This is a genomic window from Bacillus badius NBRC 15713 (assembly GCF_001591605.1).
Lineage (GTDB): Bacteria > Bacillota > Bacilli > Bacillales > Domibacillaceae > Pseudobacillus > Pseudobacillus badius.
Genome location: NZ_BCVF01000048.1, coordinates 1 through 22,014 on the forward strand (window position 1 = coordinate 1; position 22,014 = coordinate 22,014).

Sequence of the window (22,014 nt, forward strand, 5' to 3'; positions counted from 1 at the left end):
GAAGGGTTTTTAAACAACTTTATTATTTTTTAAATGACTTTATTGTAAATTAAACAACTTTATTATCTCTATACAATTTCTTTAAAAAACAACACTAAGAGAGTCCAAGAGTACTTATGGGCATCTTTATCTTCTTCTCTGCTCCAATTTATCTTTCGCTAAGCAACACTCATTTAGAAATTTATGGTAAAAAAGAGGTATGAGAAAGGCGGAGAAAAGATAAAAAAAACGATGCTAGCTCTATCTTTGGCTCTTTTTACTTTCACGTAAGTATCCAGCAGATATAGAAAATGCCAAGTATATGCTGACGAATATTTTTAAAGCTGAGGTGGTTGATACTTACTATGATCACCGAGAACAGGACAACACACCAATTATCCTCTTTGCTTTTGACTTTTTGGCAGAACACAAAGTATACATATCGAGGTGTGGATGATGTGAATAGTCATAAGGTTAAAGCTAATGAGGAACAGATGGATAAGACTTTGACGAAGAGGTATTGAATAAATGAAAACTCCTACTGAAGATGCTTGAATTCAGCGGGTTTTTTCTTTAGTTAGGCGGGATAAATGGATGCTAATACTAGTGAGAATCAATGAATTGTTTTTTCGAATTACGATTATAATTTCTATAACAAAGCATGATAAGCGTAATGAATCCTGTTGCACTAAAGTGGCCCCGTTAGTTGAACAAGGAATCACTTTAAATTGATCATTCCAGCCGCGTTTTTAAAGCTTCCTCAATATCTGTTTCTAGGTCTTTTTTTGATAAATCATATAGTGTGGCCGAGCCTTCAAGGTAACCCCCAAAGTAGTACCATAATTGAATCGTATGTGCATAAAAATCATCATCCAATTTTAGACCGTCTTAATTTATCGCTTTTTTGGCGCTTATCAAGCATAAAGAATAAAAAATTGATAAAATCAATACCTCTACTTTGAATACATATATTTAAAGTAATTACGTTTGGATCTGGATTTTTGAGATTTATATCCTTATATTACATGAACCTTCATAAGTGGGAGCTTACGGTCAGGAAAAACAGCAGCGGTAGTTAGACCAATCATATACTCTTTAGTAACAGTCAAATCATCTTTACATTTTTGTAAGAATTCTTCAAAATATCCCCAGTGAGCTTTTGATCTATAAGCTAAATTACTTAATAAATCACTGTCTTCACACTTTGCTTTTCTAATTAACACCTTTACCCCTCCCATATATAAACAACTTTAATCCTAATTTTTCGAATAAAACTCACCATATAATTTCTCAACTTGTTCTTTCAACTGATTGTTTTCTTTCTCCAATTCTCTGATTCGTTTTATGACGTGGTTGGCGAAAGATTGCTTTCATTCTTGTTCAACTAACTTCACACTTTTTCGATGGAATAAATGGCTTGTTCCGATCCAAACCTGGTAAGCGTTCGCTCAAGTTTCATACCAACTCGTTCTAAGAGTCTGCAAGATGACTTATTTGCAGTTTGAGTTTCAGCAATTACTTTTGATAGTTTTAATTCATTTAAGGCATAGTTAATTAACCCTTGAACCACTTCTGTCGCGTAACCTTTTCCCCACCATTTCGGTAAAAATTGATATGAAAGTTCAAGGTAAACTTCTTCGTGGTGAAGGTCAAGAGACACTAACCCAATGAAATTATCTGTATGCTTTTCTCTAACCACCCAATAATAGGAGTCCTTGCCTGAAGTAAGCATATCTGCAAATACTTCTTTAATCGAGTCTCCTGAACGTATTCCACCAAGAAATTTTCTAACTTCATCATTTCCATATAAATTTTCCACATCAATATAATCAGATTTTTTTATAGTATTAATTAAACACCTTTCTGTCTCAAGCAACTAAACTTCCCTCCTCAACACACCAATCTGAAATTGATTTTTATTCTGTTGAACAATGACTACACAATGAATTTTGACAGTCGTAAGCTGTTACATGTTTCCATCATTTCAAATACGAATAATGGGAAGAGAAACTCCTTAAGCCAATTATTTGCTGTTATCAACCGATTAGTACAAATCAAACTTTTTGGCTACTCTTTTTTTCCCTGTTCTTCCCTCGTTTTCTTCAAATGCTCTTCTTCCCACTTGTCACGGGATCGGAAAGGAGGAGAGCCAAAACAAACAAGCGAGATAAAAGGTACTAGAATGATTGAATATATGCAAAAGGATGTATTCGAACAACAAATAAGGTAGCCAATTAGGCTGCCTTAAAGTGTAACAAATGATCTCTTCATTAAATTTAAACCATACTGTTTCTTTCAAAATCAGTGAGATCAGGATCTTTAGCTTCTAATAAGTCTTCAAAGTCCTCCCAGTCATTATCATCGATAAACAAAGCTTCTTTCTTAGTAATAGGTATTAACCAAGACATAATAATACTCCTATTGTTATCCCTATGATATATATGAAAGCTTTCTTCAAAATAAACAGGAACAGTTACATACAAGGCTTCTAAGTCCGTCTCAGTAAATAATTTTCCAGCTGGCCCGATAACTTCGCCTCTTAAAAGAACCTCCCTTTTTCTCAACATCTCTCTGCCTACTTGAATCATTATACCAGGGATATTTTGATCACCGAACTCAGTTGGAGCTACAAATACAAGCTCTTGATACATTTCCTTTCCTTCTAGCGGACAAATTAGAGGTTCGTGACTTAACCCTAAGGTTGTATACGTACTTGTTCCCGGAAAAGGTCCCCCTGCAAATTTAACAATTTGAAAAGGCATTTTTTCCCCTTTCTCATCATGATTCCAACCATACTGAATTTCACCTAAATGGTCCTCTAAAAACTCTATGAAATTACTCATTTTAGTCCTTATTTCCTTTCCTTTTATTGCAAAGTGGACATTGCAAACTCGTCCCTCTCTGATAGTCTTCAATTACATCTTTTCTTTTAACAGTTGAGGGGGATTTTCTCCTGCTTCTGGCTAATAACACCAACCGATTAAGCAGTAAGAAGCCCGTCTCATCGTCATAGCGATAACCTTGATAACGAATCGGATTTTCTGCAGCCACTGGAGGTTTTAGTTTTTTGATGGTCTAGTATGGATACCATACTGCAGGTCCTCTTCTTCGAGTGGCTACTAAGCCTTTGCCAGCCTCCTTAAGTGCCTTACATATCCTTGTAGAATGTACACTAAATAAACATACACCTTAAGAAAAGAGCTGCCTTTGAGGCGACCCTTGTCTAGGTATTAAATTCCATTCAGATTAATAAAACCTCCGAATACTAAAGCATATAAAATCAAAGCGATTCCAAGAAGCAATAAGCCTACACTACCAAATAAATCTAAGATAAATGTAATTAAAACATCAAGTTTCTCTTTCCAGCCCTTTTCTTCTCTCAACTCTCCATATAAAAGATAAAGTGAAAAAAGTGTGATCACTAATCCTATAAAAAGTAAACATACATACATCAGTAACCTCCCCAAGTCTCACTGCTTTTTTCTTTTGCGTGAGTTTGGCAGTTTGTTTAATAATTGTATGGTAATATTTGATAATATTTTTATAGTATTTTACCTCTTTTTTTGTGAGAACACCACGTTTTATAGCTTATTTAGAAGCCCTCCAAATTTCCCTATATTGCCGATCCCGCCCATGAAAGGTTAAACGCCTAGAATAGAAATCCACAGCCCCCGTTTATGAACAAAATAAAAAGACTACAGCAAACTCGATTTTACCGAGCTTCTAATTATTTCGGAAAAATAACAGAAGAAAATTTATAAAAATAGCATTCTCTTGTCGAATGATGAAATAATTAATCAAAAAGAGTCTTTTTAATATAGAAATATATGGTAGAATGGTGTGGTAGAATTTTATAAAGGAGACAAACTTATGAAAAGAAGTACCCTGTTTATTTTTTTAGCTTTTCTGTTGATGATTCCTCTCTTTGGACCTGCCCCAACTGCTCAGGCAGCTGGTTTTGTAGATGTACCTTCCCGCGCATTAAAGGAAGTAAATTATCTGGCAGAAGGAGGAATTGCTAATGGCGCCTCTGCAACTACTTTTGCTTCGGAAAAAACAGTGACACGAGCAGAGGCAGCCGCATTTATTGGGCGTGCTCTTCAGTTGAATGGTACTAAGCGTGTAACTAATTTTAAAGATGTAGCATCAGGCAACTTTGCTTCTGGATATATCCAATCTGCCGTTGAAAAAGGAATCTTATCTGGCTATTCCGGGGGGAGGTTTCTTCCATACAATAAAGTGACACGCGGCGAAATGGCTGTGATGTTGTCGAAAGCCTTTGGATATGAATTTGGCGGAAATCTCTCAGGTGCGGCAAAGTCATTAATGACACGCGGCATTGCAAAAGGGCTTGAGGATGGCACGTTTGGAGCAGACCAGCCTATCATTCGTGCAGACTTTTCTGTTTTCCTTGCTCGTGCGATTAATCCAGACTTTCGAACAAAAGACACAGCAAGCTTTGACAAAACTCTTTGGGTGGATGTCGATGATTTAAATGTACGTACAGGGCCATCTGCTAAATATGCAAAGAATGGTTCCTTAAAGGAAAGTACAAAAATACTTGCGGGACATGAGGTAGGCGGCTGGATTTATATCAAATCCGACAATCTAATTGGATTTGCTCACAAAAGCTACCTTCGTGATGCTGAGACAGGAAGCAGTAACAGAAACGATGTAGATCCCCGCCTTGCGAACCAAACCATCATTTTGGATCCAGGCCATGGAGGCAGTGACCCTGGGGCAATCGGTTTTGGCCTAAAAGAAAAAGACGTGGTACTGGATACAGGATTAAAAGTAAATGAATTACTTAAAGACACCCCCTTCAAGGTCTATATGACGCGTACTACTGATACGTATCCGACTTTATCGCAACGGACAAGCTTTGCCAAAAGTAAAAGAGGCAACATTTTTGTAAGCATTCATGCGAATGCTTCTAATGGCAGCGGGAACGGGACCGAGACGCTTTATTACAGTGCTTCCAAAAGCCCTTACTCCGCTGATAGTAAGCTACTGGCAACAAAAATTCAACAGCGTATGGTGGCCGCTTTAAAGCTGAAAGACAGAGGTATAAAGAATAGAAATAACCTGCATGTCCTTACACGTAATAGCATGCCGGCTGTTCTTGCTGAGCTGGCGTTCATTGATCACAAAAAAGAAAATGATATGCTTAAGTCGGACTATTGGCGTACAGCTGCTGCCAAAGCCATTTACTTGGGTGTTTTAGATTACTATAAAGCAAAAGGGTATGAGATTGATGCGCTTTATGAAACAGTAAAATAAGAAGTGGATCATTAAGTATTTTACTCAAACATAATTCAAAAAAGGGGTTCGGAATGTTCTCATTCTGAACCCCTTAAAGTTACAGTTTTATTTATGCTAACCAGTTTTTGTTTCATCCGTTCGTTGTTATAGTAATGAATACAAGCTTCCACTTTCTGCTTCAATTTCTCATAAGACCTGAATACTTCCCCATAATACATTTCTTGTTTAAAAATGCCAAGGAAGTTTTCCATTGCTGCATTGTCTGCAAATATTGCTTTTCGAGACATACTTTTTTATTACATCTTCCTCAAGAAACCATCTGGTTATTGAAAAATCTAATAAAGGCTCTAAATCATTTCGGACATCCCGCAATGTTGGTGCTTTATCTTCTTTAGTTACAATGACATCTTCTTCATAAAAACCATCGTGCAATAAAAATTTATTAGGGGAATGGACAACCGCTAAGATGACATTGATTACATAGTTTATAAGGCTGTTAGGTTCATCTGATGCTTCTATAACATTCATCTTGTTTCTTTTACAGGCTTCACACAAATCAATTATCGCCAATAAAACCACTCCCTTTTAAATCAAACAACCTCTTTGTGATTCCTAATCGTTGGGCTGAAGTGCCAATCCTATATTTGGTTTTATAGGCACAACAAAATCTTCTCCTACGCACCCCTTTAATAAGTAAGGTAGCTTTTAAATCATAAGACTGAACCAGGAAAGTACCTTAACTACACATAGTACTAAAGCTATTCGAACCTGACTCTTAGAAAACCGCTAATCAAATCCTGATTCTATTTATCACCTGGAAGCGGAATTTCGGTAACTTCTGTTCCATCTATATTCATTTGATAAAGATGGTAGTCGCTGCTTTTTTGACCAAAACTCTTATCGACCATAAAGTAAATTTTGTTGTCAGGACCGATCACAGGCCTTTCGGTATATTCTTTTAAATTAGTTAGTTGCTTTTCCTCTTTTGTCTCTGCATTGTATTTGTATAATTCATATTGAAAGGTGTCCCCTGAGTCCGGATTACTAACCGATTGAAAGATGAATTCCTTTTTATTCGGAACGACTGTAAAGTCATAGATATCATTTTTTCGTTCAGGATTACTGACAACTTTGAAGTTGGCCGGTTGGTCTAGAGGGAATTGAAAGATCTTCTGGCTGGATTCAAAGCTGTCTTCAGCCGTTTTGACATTTTCATCATCCGGCATTTGTACAAATACTGACTTCCCGTCTTGGGCAACTTTAAGGGAATCCATTGAGTATTTCTTAAGGCTTGTATGTTTAATTTGTTTCTTATCCGCCAATCTGTACTCATGCAAATCAAAATCATGCGGACGTTTACTTGCAATTGGTGAATAGTTCTTGAATACTCCAGCTTGCAAATAAAACAAGGATTTCCCTTTCGGTGAACATTCAATGTCAGTAATAGCCGATTGCACAGAAAACAGCTCTTTGTCTTCCTTTGTTTCAAGATTATATTGATGAACGGTACCATCCGAATCTTTATTTGCAGCTATATAGAACAAGGTGGACCCGTCATTCGAAAAGCTAGGGTCTAAAATGAATTGATCCCTCTCTAATTCTAAGGCCTTCATTTTTAGTGACTGTTCAGGGTTGTACAAGTGAATTTCTGGTTTACCCTTTAAATAATTGACATAAGCGATCGTTCCTTGTTTAGAAATATCAAAGTCACCCGACAACCCATTTTGTTTTTCATTTTCCTCTTTACCAAACAACAAGCCGATGACGATAAGGGCAAGTGTGATAATGAGAACGATAGCAACAAAAATCCAAAGCCATTTTCTTCTCTTCATAGTAAACCTCCTTAGTCTATTAAAACGGGGAAAAGATATAAATGAGAATTAAAGCATTAATAAAAATAGAAATCGCATCTGCAAAAAGTATAATAACATCACAATATAAAAAGCATCGTTATGAGCAGCAAGAATGGAGAAGACCTGCCAAACAACCCCATCTCAATCCATAGATAAAAATTAAATTATGTAACTTGATTTAAAGAGATAAGAGCGAGCAATGAATGAACAAACATAGATAGAACGAACCAGCTAGCATGTACTTCCTCCTCAACAGACAGCAAAAGCAGGTACACACTGATAGAAAAAAAGAAGCCACGGATAATGTGAGCATAAGCTCTTTACGATATGGAAAAATGGACTGTTGCAATTGGCAGCCTATTTCTCTCTCTGATCCAAAACGTTCCATCACCTCCCATTCAGCCTCCTTCTCATTCATCCCTTCTCCTATCAATTCCTCTTTTGAGAGTTCCCAATGGATAAGAAGCTCTTCACTTATATCTTCTTTTTCTTCATTGCTGCATGCGGTTTACTGTAGTATGTTTCATTTTCTTCTTCATCTCTTTAAGAAGAAACGGGCTGACTCCCATCTCAAACGCTAAGCTTCCTGCCCTAGGAATTCCTAAAAAGGGACCTATTGCTAAATAAATCATTGATGTGAAAATAGCGAAAAAAAAGGGACGCACACGGCTAGCAAGTGAATGTAAACCATTTGCTTTGGCAACAGAAACGACTCCTAAGATCGGCAATCCAACTGCAGAGAGGATAAAGCCAGCCATAGAAGGCCATAAAGACGTACCAGCTGATTGTCCTAAAAGTGGCGGGAAAATCAAATTCCCGGCACCGAAAAAAAGAGAAAAAAGCATTAAGCTAATAAACAGCATATCTTTATTGGATAAATATTCCATTAAAATTCCTCCTTGAAAAAGTAAGCTTCGTTTTCAAAATGTGAATATCAATGTCGTCCAAATGACCACCACCTTAAAATGTTGAGAAAATAAAAAAACCCCGTCCCTTAAAAGGGACGAGATTAGTTTCCCGTGTTACCACCCTGATTCCGCGTATAGCAAACAAACCGCGGCACTCTGCAACGTACGAATTCATACGTGTTCCAAAATAACGGAGGAAATCCGGACATGCTTACTCCTATTGTTCAGCATATCTTCTCGGAGAGGATTTTCAGCTATGGACTGAACACTGATTTTCAGCAAGTATCAGCTCTCTGTAGAACAGTACCCACAGCTTACTCGATCTCGTCAACGAATTTAAATGAATTATTCTAATTGTTTTTATTATTATGTGATTATAGCAGAATATTATTTTTTGTGTTTGAAAAAATTATAGTTCTAATTTTCTATTAATTCTTTTTTCTACATCTTAAAATGGATAGGCACCTCCCTGCAACCAATTAATATAAGTACTAGAGACTTTTATGATTACAGCCTTTCTATTACTTTCCTCCCCTTCTACTTATTTAATCTAAAAGCTCCCTTTTCCGGTAGAACGTTTTTTGGAAACTATCATATTTACTTTTTCCGAGAAGTGAAACGTCTTGTTACAGCCCGTTTACCTATGCTTAAAATGACCGCTTCAGCAAAACTCCTTTTAGTATCTGTCCATTGTAAATCTGTGTGAGACAAGAACAAAAGAAGTTTATAGTGTCAAAAAAGTTTGACATTCTTAATCAAAATGATACAATCATAAGTGTCAAATTCTTTTTACATCATTTGAAATAAGGAGGAAATTAAATGATGGATTGGACAATTATATTCTTTTTTTCTTTCTTAGCAATTTGTGTTTTACTAATAGTTATTACTCTCGCGTCATTGCCTAAATTGGGAGATGAAAGAAAGAATTTCATTAAAATGAAAGCCCAGTCATACGCATTTACAATAGTCATTGGTTTGTTGTTAATTGAAATTGTTGAAGTCGCTTATTTAACTTTTTGGACAGACGGTTCTTACGAGGGCATGGACCCATTTACCTTTCTTGTAGCAATTTCAGTTGTATATTTAATTTCATTGCTAGTCTCAAAAAAGAAATATGGTGGTTAAATGAGGAATCGAATTAGGGAATTAAGAAAATCTTCAAAGTTGTCTCAAAAGGAACTGGCTAAACTCTGTAATGTCTCAAGACAAACGATCAATGCGATTGAAAATGATAAATATGATCCTACCTTACAATTAGCTTTTAATATAGCTGCTGTACTAAATACCACAGTAGACGAGCTTTTCATAAATGATTCTAATTAGAAAGTGATTGGAAATAAATCCATATGTATTTGGCAATAAAAAAGTACAGAGAATTGCAGTGGAAAATACAGAGGGTTGCCACCCAGATAGTTTCATGCTTCAGATACGTTTTGATAAAGCATTAGTCAGCCTGTAGCTGCTTCCGGTATATGAAATAATATGAGCGTGATGAATCAGCCGCGAGTCGGTAAAGATTCGATTCCATTGGCTAAATTCAAGATTGGATGTTAAAATCAGGCTCTTCTGTTCGTAACACTCTGTAATTAGCTGAAACAGGAGCTCCGCCCCTTCTTTCCCAAAAGGCAGGTACCCCATTTCATCTAGGATAATGACATCTGCTTTATCCAGCTTTTTGCGAAATGATGACCATTTGCCGGATATCAAAGCGTTTTCCAGTTGTTCTACAAGGTGGGCCACGCGATAAAAGCGGACATCATATCCTTTTTCACAAGCTCTTCGGCCGAGTGCTAAAGCGAGGTGTGTTTTCCCTGTACCGGGTGCCCCCACTCGAATAAGGTTTTCTTTTCGTTCAATAAACCGAAGGCTTTCTAATTCTTGGCGATCTAGTCTAGAAGGAAGACAGATATCTTTGTGCCATTCGTATTGCTCCAATGTTTTATACTCCAGAAACCGTGCTTTTTTAATATACCTCTCTGCTTTCGCTTTTTCTCTTCCGTCCTTTTCAACTTTCAGAAGCTGTAAGAGGAAATCCATTGGATTTTCAAAGGGGATTTCTTCGTATACATCTGCTATGTAGGCTAGACGAAGGTGCTTGCACAGCTGATCGACCTGTTCATTCATGGGCTTTTTCCTCCTTTCCTGAAGGCTGAAGTGCGTCATACTCCGTCCAATTTACTTCATAAGGATGGCTGGCATCTTCCTGGTCTTCCTGAAGGGTCAGATCATAAAAATCGTCATTAATCTTTTTGATGTCGTGCTGCACCAATAGACTAAGCAGGTTATTTACCCGGCTCCTTCGCAGCTCACTTCGCAGCTCAATAGACGGTACGGAAAGGTACTCACTGATACGGCCTGGCAAATAGGAAAAGTACCGTGAATAATGAATAGAGCGTGGTTTTTCCAGCCACCCTTTCAAAATGTCATTCCATGGGAGGAAGCGGCGTTTCTTCATATAGGGCCGGTAGTCCTCAAGTAGAATTCCCCCTTCATGGCTGATGACTTTGAAACAGTTCCATTCTTTTAAACAGCGCAAATGTACATGGTTCTTCGCTTTAGGGACGTGAACTAAATAACCATCTAACAAGAATTCATTATATTTATTAAATTTGATAGCTGTTTCCTTAAACACGGGATAAGGCTGATCTGCAAAGGCAAGAAGGTATGCTTTTTCTTCTACCCATAGATCATCAATCCATTGTTCTTTTTGATAGTGTTCTCTTTGGCGATCTTCGATCAGCTTTTTCTTCAGCTTTTCTTCTAAGTCTTCCAAACTGTCTATTGTAGGAGGAACACTGAAAAAATTGTACCGGATGTATCCCACTTTTCTCTCTACATTGCCTTTCTCATGACCACTTCTTGGATTACATACCTGCACTTCAAATCCGTAATGGCCTTGAAAGGCCAGAAATTCATCTGTCCATACAGCTTCATTTGTTTGTCGCGGGGTCTTTTGACAGCCGGCGTTAGATTATCAATACGAATACTCAGAGGAACACCCCCGCATTGATCAAAAAGTAGTTGAAGACCAGCTAGAAAACATTCCTGGTTCTCAGATGGCATAGGTACGGCAAAAGCTGTGTTGCTGAATGGAAAAGACATCACAAGGGGATGCACAGTTTCCATGATTCCGAAGTCTACCTGAGCTTCACCAGCTGAATGGGTTAATCGTTCATATCCTTTGTCTTTTGTCTCTTCTTGTTGTGCTTCCCACTCTTGAATGAACTGGCAAACCGTCCGGTAAGAACCCGGAAAATCATATTTTTTTAGCTCTTGAAAGAGCTGCTTTTTGGTTCTTCTTAATTTTTTCTTTAGGCGGCCGTCTTCAAACAGCCAGTCTGATACCATTCCCCCCATTTCTCTTCATACATCATGCCTCATTTAGGGAGGCCAGACGGAACTGGAATCTGTTCTTCATCGGCATATTTCTTGGCTGTCCGCCAATTAATATGTAGTGTTTCTGCTATCTTTGAGATCGAAAGCCATTTTTGATTTCTTAATAATTTGATACACTTAATATTGGACATTGCTAGCATTCCTCTCTTACCTCCACTGTTGGATTCGACACCTATACAGTAGAGGGACTTGGGGTGGCTGGCAAGTCTTTTTTTATGGCACTAAAAAAGTGCTGACCTCTGCACAAAAACGTTGCGCGAGTCTGCACTTTTATTCTTCCAGATACAGACCTGTTCATTTTCTAAGCTTGCTACCTGGTAAAATACACTAAATACATAAGTGCTTTGCCACAATTTTTAACAAAAAATGTTCCGAACTGTTGATAGATTCCATCTTCACTCTTCTATATAGTTAAACATATAAGGAGCTGAAGAACATGATTGATATGAATATTCGTGTTTTGCGTAAAAAGCATAAAATGAGTCAGGAACAATTAGCTGAGAAGGTCAACATATCTAGACAGACCATAGCAAAGTGGGAAAATGGCGAGGCCTTGCCCGATATTTATAAATGCACGATACTGGCTGATATTTTCCAAGTAACCTTGGAGCAGCTATCCCGTAATATGAGTGAAGAAGAGGCCAACCAGCTCAGGCCTAAAGGGAAGCAATTCTTTGGTGTGGTGAAGGTGGGGGAACGGGGACAAATTGTGATTCCCAAACAGGCACGGGATATGTATCAGATTCATGCTGGTGATAAGCTGGTGATATTGGGAGAAGATGCAACAAAAGGGATTGCTATTTTAAAAAGTGAAAGCTTCCTGGAGTTTGCAGAGGTGATTCGAAAAGCCGAACCGACTGAAGAGGATTCAGAATGAGCAAAATTGTATTTTTTTCTATACCCGCACATGGTCATATTAATCCGACCATTCCGGTAGTAACCGAGTTAGTAAATAGAGGTCATCAAGTTTGGTATTATGCCTTTTCAGAATTCCAAAAACAAATAGAAGATGCTGGTGCTACATATATTGCTTGTGATGAATTCTTGCCCCGACTAACACAAAAAGAATTGAATCATAAGGCGGGCAAAGATTTTGCGGCGCTGATTGAAATGATTGCCGATACTACCATTGCTTTGGATGAAAAAGTATGTAAGGAATTAAAGACCATTCATCCGGATTGCATTGTATTCGACTCTTTGTGCCTTTGGGGAAGACTATTTGCCAAAAAACTAGGAATCCCATATATTTGTTCGACCACTTCCTTTGCTTTTAATCAGTATACAGCAAAACTGATAAAGCGGAGTTTTCTAGAACTGTGGAGAATGATCACAGGCATGTCAAGAATTAACAAAAAAGTTCACTTGCTAAAGAGTCATGGTTATGAGGTAGAGAATTTTGTATCAATTGTCCAAAATGATAATGAAACCGACACTATTGTTTACACATCGAAAGAATTCCAGCCGATGGCTCATACTTTTTCTGAGCGATATGCTTTCGTTGGACCATCCATCAGGCAGTCCTCGTCTGTGCAAAATGATGAAAAAGATAGAAAAGCAGTCTATATTTCCCTTGGAACTGTACTTAATCAAAATCAGGATTTTTACCAAAGCTGTATCGAAGCATTTGCAAAGACAGACTATGATATTGTGATGTCAGTTGGTGAAAAAACTGAGATTTCTTCTTTTGGTAACATACCAGAAAATTTCACAGTGAAGAACTCCGTAGACCAGATATCTGTATTACAGACGGCAGATGTATTTATTACCCATTGCGGTATGAACAGTGTGAATGAAAGCCTTTATTTTGGAGTTCCAATGGTTTTATTTCCGCAACATAGCGAACAAAGAATAGTAGCTGACCGGGTTGCTGAACTGGGGGCAGGATTGAGACTGAAGAGGAAGAAGCCAAAATATTTAGCAACAACGGTAGCTGAGGTGCTGGAAAATTGGACATACCAAGAAAACGCCCAAAAATTATCAAGGACCTTTCGTAATGCCGGTGGTGGAGTAGAAGCAGCTAATGTGATTTTGAATAAAATCAGAGGGAAAACTTAATAATTTTTTGATTTTTCATGAAAATATTCTATACATTGGAACCAAACTTTAACAATTGGGCGCTATAGTTGGATAAACCTTAGATTTTTAAACGACTTTATTATTATATTTTTTAGTATAGCGAAGTATCTTATATCAAGATTAAACAACCATAACCCCGTCCTAAATTTAGGACGGGGTTATGGTTGTTACTTTATTGTCCTTTTACACAACATCCTAGTCCCCCTTTTCTTAACATAAGATTATACGGTAAATTGATCAGGTGCCAAATTCTTTTTTATCTTCATGGCAATGAAGTATACAACGACAGAAGCAATCAGTGACTGAACTGCAGGAAGCCCCCATGGAGACACATATTGTGTTAGGTAGCCAACAACAATTCCTGCCACCAATGCAATAGTCGCCATCCAATTCCATCCCTTGTGATCTTCCCAACCTTGTTTACGGATAAGGAAGAAATCGGCCATCATAACCCCTCCTATAGCTGGATAAAGCAAAGCGGTTAAGTATAAGAAATCCATAAAATGATCGAGTATTCCTAATAGTGCGACAATTATTGCCAGAATAGTGCCGAGCAGTGTGAGGAGCGCTCTTCCTTTCCCCGAATTCACATTGAAAATATTTGCTAATGCTAATCCCATACTGTAATTATTAACAAGTTGCGATGTCCAGGTCGCAAACCATAAAATCAGAAATCCCCAAATCGGAAAACCCATTCCCATCATCACGTTAACGATATCGGCATCTCCGACTCCTACAGCCATTATTGAACCCACAATGAACAGAGGGAAGCCAACGAATACAATGCCACTCGGAATAATAATATTGTCTCTCCATCTCGGTTTTGCATAGCGTGTGTAGTCTGAAGCGATGACCCATTGGGAAACATTTACTCCGATTACTAAACTAATGGCAGCCCATATAGTCATCGTAGGTTCTGGATGCCATGAAGTGATAGTTTCCCATCCTGTATTTCTTAATGCATAGTATATTCCTCCGCCTATCAAAACCAGACCGGCAGGAACTGCGATATAATCTGTCCATTTCATCGAGCTGTAACCAATAATAGAAGGCAGTGCGAAAAGCAATCCGCATGTGACCGTTACAATTGCCCAGCCAATCCAATTATTCTTGTAATCAATGCCAAACATAGCGGAGATGGCATTTCCAGCAACAGCAGTTTGTAATGCCCACCAGCCAAGTGAAACGATAAAAATCGTAAACCCAACAATGACTTTTGCTTGAACATCACCGAAGCTTGACCGGGAGATAACAGAGGAAGAACGCCCAGTTTTAGCTCCTATATACCCTTGCAATGTATTTCCAACCCATTGGATGCCGAATAGTGAAATGAGCAGTATTAACAGTATTTTAGACAGCCCGAAACTGCCCGTCAGTGTAGATCCAACCATTAGAACTGGTATCGTGAATTCTAACCCTCCAAAAATCATTGCCGGCGTAAGCCAATGCTGCCGGGCGGACTCAGGAATAGAATCCAGAGCCTGATCCTGACCCATGAAACCTTCTGAACTTGTTTTCTCTGTAACTTCTGCTGTATTCGTCTGTGCCATCTTTTCACTCCCTTTTTTCTGTATTAAAAATAGAATAGGAAGTATCTGCGCCCCCCTATTCTATTTGTTACTTTATCAACTTTTTATCAATGCATATATCAATTCGCAATCACTATCGCCCTCATTCACACACCAATGATGTTCTCCTGCTGGAATATAAGATGCTTCTCCGGCATTAATTTTGTAAGGCTTTCCGCCGCTTTCACCAGCCAAAGCGCCTCTAATGATGTAAGAATATTCATGTTCCTCATGAGAGCCCGTTCCCTCTTTCGGGAGACGCTCTCCTGCTGGAATTGAAACAAAACCAAATTGCACTTCCGCTCCTTGAAATTGATTTTGAAAAAGTGTTTGAACAATTTCTTTTGTAACTTTTGGTTCTTTGATATCCACGTAAATGCCTCCAATTATGATAATCTGCCTGGCAGCTCTGAATAATCGAACGTGACTGGATTCACTTCAACAAGAAAGTGTTCCTTTGCTTCTTCAACCGTGAAGTATCCATTTTTTACATCCTTCGCTACTTGGGATGCCGGACGCTTCAGTGGACTTCCATAGCCGCCTCCTGTGCCTGTCATCAGGCGTACGACGTCGTTCTTTTGAAGTTTGTATCGTGGGTAAACACCATATGGTCCATCTATTTCACCGTTTGCCTTATGAATATAAAACTCATTTGGTGACCCTTCATGCCCGTTGTTCATTCCCCACGGATAAAATTTATTCCGTCCGAAAGTGACTGTGGCAGCCTGGCCGTCGGACAATGCACGGTAAGCGCGAATAACTCCTTTACCGCCAATATATTCACCTGCACCTGCTCCATTGCCGTCTTGACGGAGGCTGTATTCATCAATTAGGACGCCATAGCGTGTCTCTGCTACTTCTACTGGGACATTATAGGTTTCACCATCCGCTATGCAGAACTGTCCGGAGGCGCCATCTTGTCCAACGCCTCCGCCCCAGCCTCCAACAGAAGGCTCAACTATAAGAAATGGCTCCTCTGTATCCTGATGATTACCAGACAGTGTCACGGCACATACAGACAAATGGTGTCCTGCCGTTAGCCGGTCTCGCAGATGAGGGGCCAAGGCTTTCCACACTAAATCCAAGCTTCCTAAAAGGGTTTCAAAATAGTTGGAAACCGGAACCGGCCTCTCGGCTGACATAATTGATTTCTTGTCTACAAGCACTTGAAGCGGTCTAAATACGCCATCATTAACGTCTTGCTTAGGATTTGTTACGGCTAGGAAGATCGCCCGTACAGCTGACATCAATCCCGTGTAGGAACAGTTCATCGGGCCTGGAACTTGCGGATGGCTTCCCCGAAAATCACAAATGAATTCTTCGTCCGTGATAGTTACTTTTACTTTGATTTTAAAAGGACCGTTCCCCATTCCGTCTGTATCAATGTAATCTTCTGCTTCAAAAACACCTTTCGGCAACTTTTTGATTTCTTGTCGGGAAATGATTTCACCGTGATCTAATAAGTAATTAATAGCAGCTAAAATGGTTTCCTTGCCATGTTTTTCACAAAGTTCTTTCAATCGGCGGTCACCTGTGCGCAATGCAGCAACCTGTGCCCACATATCTCCTAACGAAAGATCCGGAAAACGGACATTAGAACGAATAATTTCAACAATGCCTTCATTAAGGCGGTTTTCTTCATACAATTTAATGCAATTAAATTGAAGGCCTTCTTGGAAAATGTCAACAGCATCGTTTGTAAATGAACCTGGATCCTTTCCTCCAACCTCTGTCCAGTGAGCCTTATTTGCGGAGAAAGCGATCAGTTCTCCTTTATAGAAAATCGGCATGACGAGACCAACATCAGAAAGATGAGACCCTCCCCCATTATAAGGATCGTTAATGATAATCACATCACCGGGCTTTAGTTTGTCTCCAGGATATTTTTTAAGCGTTTCTTTTACCATAAAGGTAAGCATTCCAATAAATCCAGTTACACCATTACCTTGAGTAAGGAGGTTTCCTTGCGCATCGGTCAAACCGCTGGCATAATCGAGAACTTCATAAATGATCGGACTCATCGATGTGCGTGCGAGCGCCACAAACATCTCGTCCCCAGCTGCCAAAAGAGAATCTTTAACAATTTCTAATGTGAATGGATCCACTTTTACAGAAGTTGGCATATTACTTTCCCTCCATTTCGATAATAATATTACCAAATTCATCCAAATACAATTGTTGACCTTCATAAATAACAGTGGCGGCTGCTTTTTCTTCTACTACAGCAGGCCCATGGACTACTTCATTTGGCGGAAGTTTATCACGGTCGTAAACGGATGTGCTGATCCATCCTTTTTGCTCGAAGTAAACATCACGTATTTCTTTTTTCGCTTCTTCTACGGAACCCTCGCGTGTAATCTTCCCAATTATTGGTTTAGGCACCTTACCAAAAGCAGTTACATGGAGATTAACAATCTCAGTCGGTGAATCAACCAGTTTAAATGTGTAATTCTTTTCATGAAGATCATGGAATTTCTCAATGATAGCCTGCTTATCTTCCTCGGTCCATTTGCCATTGGGAACAGGGACTTTTACTGTGTGTTCTTGCCCCAGATAGCGCATATCCGCAAAACGATGGAATTCAACCGCTCCATCCGTCATCCCTTCATCTTTATAATAAGTAAGTGCATGTTTTTCGATTTCTTCCCATTGTGCATCCATTTCGGCAAGAGAAAGCTCATTCATCCTTTTGATATATGTTTGGATATAATCATGCCGCAGGTCAGTCATGAGCATACCCCAAGCAGAGAATACGGGTGAAGCAATCGGCACAATAATTTTCTTAACGCCGAGCTCAAGTGCGAGTGCAGGGGCATGCATAGATCCCCCTCCACCAAATGCAAGCAATGTGAAGTTTTGCGGGTTATGCCCTTTTCGAATTGAAATCAGTTTTAAGGCATTTAGCATATTAGAGTTGGCAATGCGAATGATGCCAAGCGCTGCTTCTTCAGCAGAAATTCCAAATTGATCGCCTATTTTTTTCTGAATTGCTTCTTTTACATTATTCATGTCTACATCGTAATCAAAGTTTTTAGGAGATAAACGGCCTGTTAATAAGTTGGCATCTGTGGTAGTTGGCTCCGTGCCACCTAACCCGTATGCGACTGGTCCAGGCACAGCTCCGGCGGATTGCGGTCCGACTTTCAATGAGCCTGCATCATCTATCCAAGCGATGGAACCGCCTCCATTTCCAATTTCAACAATATCAACAACTGGTGCCTTAATCGGGTATCCTGCATTCCGGCTATCTCTCTCAATATAGTAATCTGTAGAAACTTTCACTTCCCCGTTTTCGATGAGTGAGCATTTTGCTGTGGTCCCACCAATATCAAAGGCGATGATGTTTTTTTCACCAATCAGCTCCCCAAGTACAGCTGCTCCGAAAATACCTGCAACCGGCCCGGACTCAACCATGTTGATAGGCGCCGTTTTGGCACTATTGAATCTTGTTGTCCCACCATTTGACTGCATGATGTAACGCTGATCGATCTCAGTTTGTTCTCGTAGTTCCTTATCTAGTTTATCAATGTATGTGGTAGCAGCTGGTTGAACATAGGCGTTTAAAACAGCTGTATTGGTTCTTTCATACTCGCGCCATTCTTTTGTAATATCGCTTGACGCTGTCACAAATACTTCTGGCCATACCTCTTTTATGATCTTAACTGTTTCTATTTCATGTGTTGGATTGACATAAGAATGTATATAGGAGACGGCAATCGCCTCAACCCCCTCTTTCTTAAAATATTTCACACATTCTTCTATCTCTTCTCTATTTAAGGGTAAAATGATTTCGCCTTTATAATTCAGACGTTCCCCCACTTCTAGTCTCAAATGGCGCTCTACAAATGGCTCCGGTTTTTTATACCGAACGTTGAACAGATCTGGCCTGTTTCCTCTAGCGATTTCTAAAACGTCCCGGAATCCTTCTGTTGTAATTAAGCCCATTTTTGCCCCTTTGCGCTCGGTCAACGCATTAATAATAACCGTTGTCCCATGAATGAACATGGACAGTTGTTCGCTTTTGACACCGGCTTTCTCAATAACATCCAGTACACCTTTTTCAAAATTAGGCGGGGTTGTATTACTTTTAGCAACCCCTATAAAACCATTTTCATCTACATATACAAGATCTGTGAACGTACCTCCGATATCTGTTGCTACTCTCATTTTCCCCACTCCTTTGTTCCTTTTTATAAGTTAAAAACTAAAAGATAATAGGCGTTGACACACTTAAAATAATTGTCTCCTCCGAAGTTGGATTCTCCCATGCATGCAAAAGTTCGGAAGGAAAGTGAACCGTATCTCCAGCTTTCAGATGGTAGTGATCTTTGTTGATATGAAAGATCACTTCTCCTTGCAAGATATAATAAAATTCCTCTCCTGAGTGGCTGTAACTATGTTCTTCTTTCAGATTGGGAGGAAGCATAACCATTAAAGGCTCGAGTTTCCGGTCTGAAAAAGTGCCGGCTAAGCGAATATATTTCTGATCTCCGCCATTTACCTTAAATACTTTTCTGTCACCTGCTTTTGATACGTAAGTCTGACTTTCTTTATCATCTTCAAAAAAGAAAATCATCGATACGCCTAATGCCTCAGCCAATTTCTTTAGGGACGTGATTGATAGCGATGAAGCCCCCCTTTCGATTTGTGAAAGGAAACTGAGTGATAATCCAGTTTCTTCACTTAGTTCTTTTAAAGTCAATTTTTTCTCAAGGCGTAATGCCTTGATTTTCTTATGAATGTCTTCCATATAATTAAGCACCTCGAAAATTCTAGTATTACTGTAATGAAATTTACAAATATAATAGAATCTCTGTAAATTTTTATAGTATTACTGTAATAATTATGACTATAACATAATAATTTTCCGAAAGATACATCTTTTTTAAATTTTCTGTTAAATATATATAGATTTTCTAGATTAAGAGCATAAAACAATTACAGTAAAAGTGTAATTTCAATAAATTAATCATCTTGTGCTATCATGTTTTTCTTACTTAGATACCTACAGACACTTCTTTTAATCATCAAAGGATATAATAAGTGTTTGTTTACGCGGATAACATTAGGATGAAGAACATAAAAAGACTGCAAAGCTTTGAAAACACTTGCAGTCCAGTGATCTTTTTATTTAGTTAAAAACTAATGGTGCCTCATTGAACAAAATAATCAACAGCTTCTTTTAACTCTTTTCCCCCCTCCCATTCATCTTGTTCAACAATCGGCACGATTATTGAAATTCAAAAAATCAAAAGAACTGAAAAGTTATTCTTTGTAGTTGTACTATCACCCACTAATGCAAAAAGTTTTTATTAGTGGGTGAATGCCTTTTTATATAATGGGCTGCAAATAATGATAAAAGAAAGTGCTTCTGAAAATTCGGTGCTGCTTGTACCACTCCCCTAACAAGAGATGGGTTTTCTATAGAGGTTTTTATTTCTTCTTTAATAAAGAGGATTATATTGTTAGTTAATCTATTAGAAGTATGAAACATCTGAGTGTAATGTCGAAATTAATCAATTGTTTCTATACAGCTAGTTTGAACTAAATTACCATCTTTGCACCATAAGAACAGCTCATTAATATTAAGAAGGGATTTCAGCTATACAGAACAAAATTAATTATTTCGATTTTTTTCACCCCAATCACATAATTGTTCTAAAACAGGTAATAACGTTTCTGCTTTATGAGTGAGACTGTACTCCACTTTAGGGGGGATTTGTGGATACTCTTTTCGTCTAACCAGCCCATCTGCTTCCATTTCTTTAAGTTGTGAACTTAATGTTTTAAAAGTTATAGCTCCTATTCTTCTTTTCATTTCATTAAAACGAACAGGTTGATTCTCTGCCAAGAGGTAAAGAATAAGCATTTTCCATTTACCACCAATCAGTGACATTGTATAACCAAAAGGTGTCTCTTGAATTTTACCCTTTTCTTTAAAATCACCCATACTCATATTGACACTATCCTTTCTGATAGTAACTACCAATAAAGTGCGTACTATTTTTTTCTTTGTGTTCATTTTATACTTACCTTACTTATAGATAAAGGAGAGAAAATAATGTCTACTATTAAAACCTACAATCACAATCTTTGGGATCACGGTATCACTCAAGGTTACAGAGTCAACGATACTATCTACATTTCAGGGCAGTTTTCCCACGATAAGGAGGGGCTATTCATTGGCGAGGGTGATATAGAATCTCAGACACGACAAACGCTTGAAAACCTTGATCGTGTTTTAGAGGGATTTGGTGTCACAAAGTCCAACCTCGCTTATGTGGAAATCTATCTTACAAACCCTCAAGAATATTCCGAGTCAGTCATCAGTCTGTTCAAGGAATATCTAAAAAAACATCGGCCGGCCGGTAGCCTAATTGGCGTGACTTACTTGGCGTTCCCCGAACAACTTATTGAAGTCTCGGCTGTCGCACACTTTGATTAAGTAAATTTTATTTCAAAACAAAAGTAATTATGGCTAACCCGCTTCTTTAGTTGTTGTCTAACTTTAAAAAAGGGGATTGAAGATATAATAATGAAGGTATCCTTAATCCCCTCTTTTAATTTTTAATAGTTCTAATATGCATAAACAGGTTCAATCCTAGTTGGGAATAAAGTAATCAAGACAACTTAAGCCTAGACCACCACTTAATAAGACAAACGATTCTTCCCAATGTCAGTGATGAAATCACTTTAACAATTTTAGTTAAAAAATGAGCCAGGAATTTTCTCAATACAGCCGCTGCATTTTCCATTATTTTGGCTGGTTGTAAAAAGTGAATGATTCGAATCGTTTTACAATGCAAAAAAACTTCGTTATCTATTCTGGATTTGCAATATTATTCATTCCTGTTCAAATGATAAATTAGTTGCACAACGCTAGAGGAGAACGTTCTTGCGTTAACCATTTTTAAATGCACTCTCTGATTGATATCAATAAACATCGGTTTTCCTTCTCCTAAAATAACAGGG

Annotated in this window: 23 protein-coding genes, 2 pseudogenes and 1 other annotated feature; of the genes and pseudogenes, 6 read left to right on the forward strand and 19 right to left on the reverse strand. The window is 38.4% G+C overall.

Going from position 1 to position 22,014, the window contains the following annotated elements; genetic code table 11:
- Positions 1 to 995: 995 nt before the first annotated feature.
- From BBA02S_RS17385 to BBA02S_RS17400, 4 genes are all read right to left on the reverse strand, one after another.
- The gene (locus BBA02S_RS17385) at positions 996 to 1,202 is read right to left on the reverse strand and encodes a hypothetical protein (RefSeq protein WP_041114441.1); all 207 of its coding nucleotides are present in this window, start codon (positions 1,200 to 1,202) and stop codon (positions 996 to 998) included.
- Between the two features lie 167 nt (positions 1,203 to 1,369).
- Positions 1,370 to 1,855: a GNAT family N-acetyltransferase gene (locus BBA02S_RS17390; RefSeq protein ID WP_041096459.1), complete on the reverse strand. Its 486-nt coding sequence runs from the start codon at positions 1,853 to 1,855 to the stop codon at positions 1,370 to 1,372.
- Positions 1,856 to 2,255: 400 nt separating this feature from the next.
- On the reverse strand, positions 2,256 to 2,822 hold the full coding sequence (locus BBA02S_RS17395; protein ID WP_156141528.1) for a suppressor of fused domain protein: 567 nt from the start codon (positions 2,820 to 2,822) through the stop codon (positions 2,256 to 2,258).
- Between the two features lie 387 nt (positions 2,823 to 3,209).
- Complete coding sequence (locus BBA02S_RS17400; RefSeq protein WP_041114439.1) at positions 3,210 to 3,431, reverse strand: hypothetical protein; 222 nt, start codon at positions 3,429 to 3,431, stop codon at positions 3,210 to 3,212.
- 418 nt (positions 3,432 to 3,849) lie between these two features.
- Here BBA02S_RS17400 and BBA02S_RS17405 point away from each other — a divergent pair, with 418 nt between their 5' ends.
- Positions 3,850 to 5,259, forward strand: a complete 1,410-nt coding sequence (locus BBA02S_RS17405; RefSeq protein ID WP_041096465.1) for an N-acetylmuramoyl-L-alanine amidase — start codon at positions 3,850 to 3,852, stop codon at positions 5,257 to 5,259.
- Between the two features lie 59 nt (positions 5,260 to 5,318).
- Here BBA02S_RS17405 and BBA02S_RS21640 read toward each other — a convergent pair whose 3' ends face one another.
- The 5 genes and pseudogenes from BBA02S_RS21640 to BBA02S_RS17420 all read right to left on the reverse strand — a co-directional run.
- Positions 5,319 to 5,528 (reverse strand): IS3 family transposase, encoded by a 210-nt coding sequence (locus tag BBA02S_RS21640; RefSeq protein WP_082040281.1) that lies wholly within the window; start codon positions 5,526 to 5,528, stop codon positions 5,319 to 5,321.
- Positions 5,467 to 5,811, reverse strand: a complete 345-nt coding sequence (locus BBA02S_RS17410) for a hypothetical protein (protein WP_041114438.1) — start codon at positions 5,809 to 5,811, stop codon at positions 5,467 to 5,469. The genes BBA02S_RS21640 and BBA02S_RS17410 overlap by 62 nt, the downstream gene beginning before the upstream one ends.
- 233 nt (positions 5,812 to 6,044) lie before the next feature.
- Complete coding sequence (locus BBA02S_RS17415; RefSeq protein ID WP_041114437.1) at positions 6,045 to 7,073, reverse strand: TolB-like translocation protein; 1,029 nt, start codon at positions 7,071 to 7,073, stop codon at positions 6,045 to 6,047.
- A gap of 199 nt (positions 7,074 to 7,272) precedes the next feature.
- Complete coding sequence (locus BBA02S_RS21645; RefSeq protein ID WP_218011592.1) at positions 7,273 to 7,572, reverse strand: permease prefix domain 1-containing protein; 300 nt, start codon at positions 7,570 to 7,572, stop codon at positions 7,273 to 7,275.
- 52 nt (positions 7,573 to 7,624) lie between these two features.
- Positions 7,625 to 7,981: pseudogene (locus tag BBA02S_RS17420) on the reverse strand (branched-chain amino acid transport system II carrier protein); the annotation flags it as partial.
- Positions 7,982 to 8,090: 109 nt separating this feature from the next.
- Positions 8,091 to 8,342: a binding site (T-box leader), on the reverse strand.
- 479 nt (positions 8,343 to 8,821) lie between these two features.
- On the opposite strand from BBA02S_RS17420, the gene BBA02S_RS17425 reads away from it, so the two are divergent.
- Both BBA02S_RS17425 and BBA02S_RS17430 read left to right on the forward strand, forming a co-directional pair.
- Positions 8,822 to 9,127: a hypothetical protein gene (locus tag BBA02S_RS17425; protein WP_231557227.1), complete on the forward strand. Its 306-nt coding sequence runs from the start codon at positions 8,822 to 8,824 to the stop codon at positions 9,125 to 9,127.
- Positions 9,128 to 9,325, forward strand: coding sequence for a helix-turn-helix transcriptional regulator (locus tag BBA02S_RS17430; RefSeq protein WP_041096473.1), 198 nt, complete (start codon positions 9,128 to 9,130; stop codon positions 9,323 to 9,325).
- 99 nt (positions 9,326 to 9,424) lie between these two features.
- Here the strand turns inward: BBA02S_RS17430 and istB are convergent, their stop codons facing one another.
- From istB to BBA02S_RS21475, 3 genes are read right to left on the reverse strand one after another with little or no spacing between them, the layout of a single operon-like run.
- On the reverse strand, positions 9,425 to 10,126 hold the full coding sequence (gene istB, locus BBA02S_RS17435; protein ID WP_041114435.1) for an IS21-like element helper ATPase IstB: 702 nt from the start codon (positions 10,124 to 10,126) through the stop codon (positions 9,425 to 9,427).
- Positions 10,119 to 10,826 carry a hypothetical protein gene (locus tag BBA02S_RS21470; RefSeq protein WP_306305191.1) on the reverse strand — a complete coding sequence of 236 codons (708 nt, stop codon included), beginning with the start codon at positions 10,824 to 10,826 and terminating at the stop codon, positions 10,119 to 10,121. Before BBA02S_RS21470 ends, istB begins: the two co-directional genes overlap by 8 nt.
- Positions 10,827 to 10,834: 8 nt before the next feature.
- A complete protein-coding gene (locus tag BBA02S_RS21475) occupies positions 10,835 to 11,350 on the reverse strand; it encodes a hypothetical protein (protein ID WP_306305192.1) in 516 nt (171 codons plus the stop codon).
- 484 nt (positions 11,351 to 11,834) lie between these two features.
- Between BBA02S_RS21475 and BBA02S_RS17445 the strand changes: the two genes are divergently transcribed.
- Together BBA02S_RS17445 and BBA02S_RS17450 are read left to right on the forward strand one after the other, a co-directional pair.
- A complete protein-coding gene (locus tag BBA02S_RS17445; RefSeq protein WP_041114434.1) occupies positions 11,835 to 12,275 on the forward strand; it encodes a helix-turn-helix transcriptional regulator in 441 nt (146 codons plus the stop codon).
- Positions 12,272 to 13,453: a macrolide family glycosyltransferase gene (locus BBA02S_RS17450; RefSeq protein WP_041114433.1), complete on the forward strand. Its 1,182-nt coding sequence runs from the start codon at positions 12,272 to 12,274 to the stop codon at positions 13,451 to 13,453. Before BBA02S_RS17445 ends, BBA02S_RS17450 begins: the two co-directional genes overlap by 4 nt.
- Before the next feature lie 242 nt (positions 13,454 to 13,695).
- Here BBA02S_RS17450 and BBA02S_RS17455 read toward each other — a convergent pair whose 3' ends face one another.
- The 6 genes from BBA02S_RS17455 to BBA02S_RS17480 form a co-directional block, all read right to left on the reverse strand.
- Entirely contained in the window at positions 13,696 to 15,024 is a 1,329-nt protein-coding gene (locus BBA02S_RS17455) for a purine-cytosine permease family protein (protein ID WP_052477422.1), read from the reverse strand.
- 75 nt (positions 15,025 to 15,099) lie between these two features.
- Entirely contained in the window at positions 15,100 to 15,414 is a 315-nt protein-coding gene (locus BBA02S_RS17460; protein WP_052475093.1) for a cupin domain-containing protein, read from the reverse strand.
- A 14-nt stretch (positions 15,415 to 15,428) separates the two neighbouring features.
- Positions 15,429 to 17,165 (reverse strand): hydantoinase B/oxoprolinase family protein, encoded by a 1,737-nt coding sequence (locus BBA02S_RS17465; protein ID WP_041096480.1) that lies wholly within the window; start codon positions 17,163 to 17,165, stop codon positions 15,429 to 15,431.
- A gap of 1 nt (position 17,166) precedes the next feature.
- Positions 17,167 to 19,209 (reverse strand): hydantoinase/oxoprolinase family protein, encoded by a 2,043-nt coding sequence (locus tag BBA02S_RS17470; protein ID WP_041114432.1) that lies wholly within the window; start codon positions 19,207 to 19,209, stop codon positions 17,167 to 17,169.
- Between the two features lie 37 nt (positions 19,210 to 19,246).
- On the reverse strand, positions 19,247 to 19,792 hold the full coding sequence (locus BBA02S_RS17475; protein ID WP_041096484.1) for a helix-turn-helix domain-containing protein: 546 nt from the start codon (positions 19,790 to 19,792) through the stop codon (positions 19,247 to 19,249).
- An 867-nt stretch (positions 19,793 to 20,659) separates the two neighbouring features.
- Entirely contained in the window at positions 20,660 to 20,998 is a 339-nt protein-coding gene (locus BBA02S_RS17480) for a winged helix-turn-helix transcriptional regulator (protein WP_041098076.1), read from the reverse strand.
- Between the two features lie 105 nt (positions 20,999 to 21,103).
- Between BBA02S_RS17480 and BBA02S_RS17485 the strand changes: the two genes are divergently transcribed.
- Positions 21,104 to 21,487 (forward strand): RidA family protein, encoded by a 384-nt coding sequence (locus BBA02S_RS17485; RefSeq protein WP_041114431.1) that lies wholly within the window; start codon positions 21,104 to 21,106, stop codon positions 21,485 to 21,487.
- Between the two features lie 394 nt (positions 21,488 to 21,881).
- On the opposite strand, the pseudogene BBA02S_RS21365 reads toward BBA02S_RS17485, so the two are convergent.
- A pseudogene (locus BBA02S_RS21365) lies at positions 21,882 to 22,014 on the reverse strand (dihydrofolate reductase family protein); the annotation flags it as partial.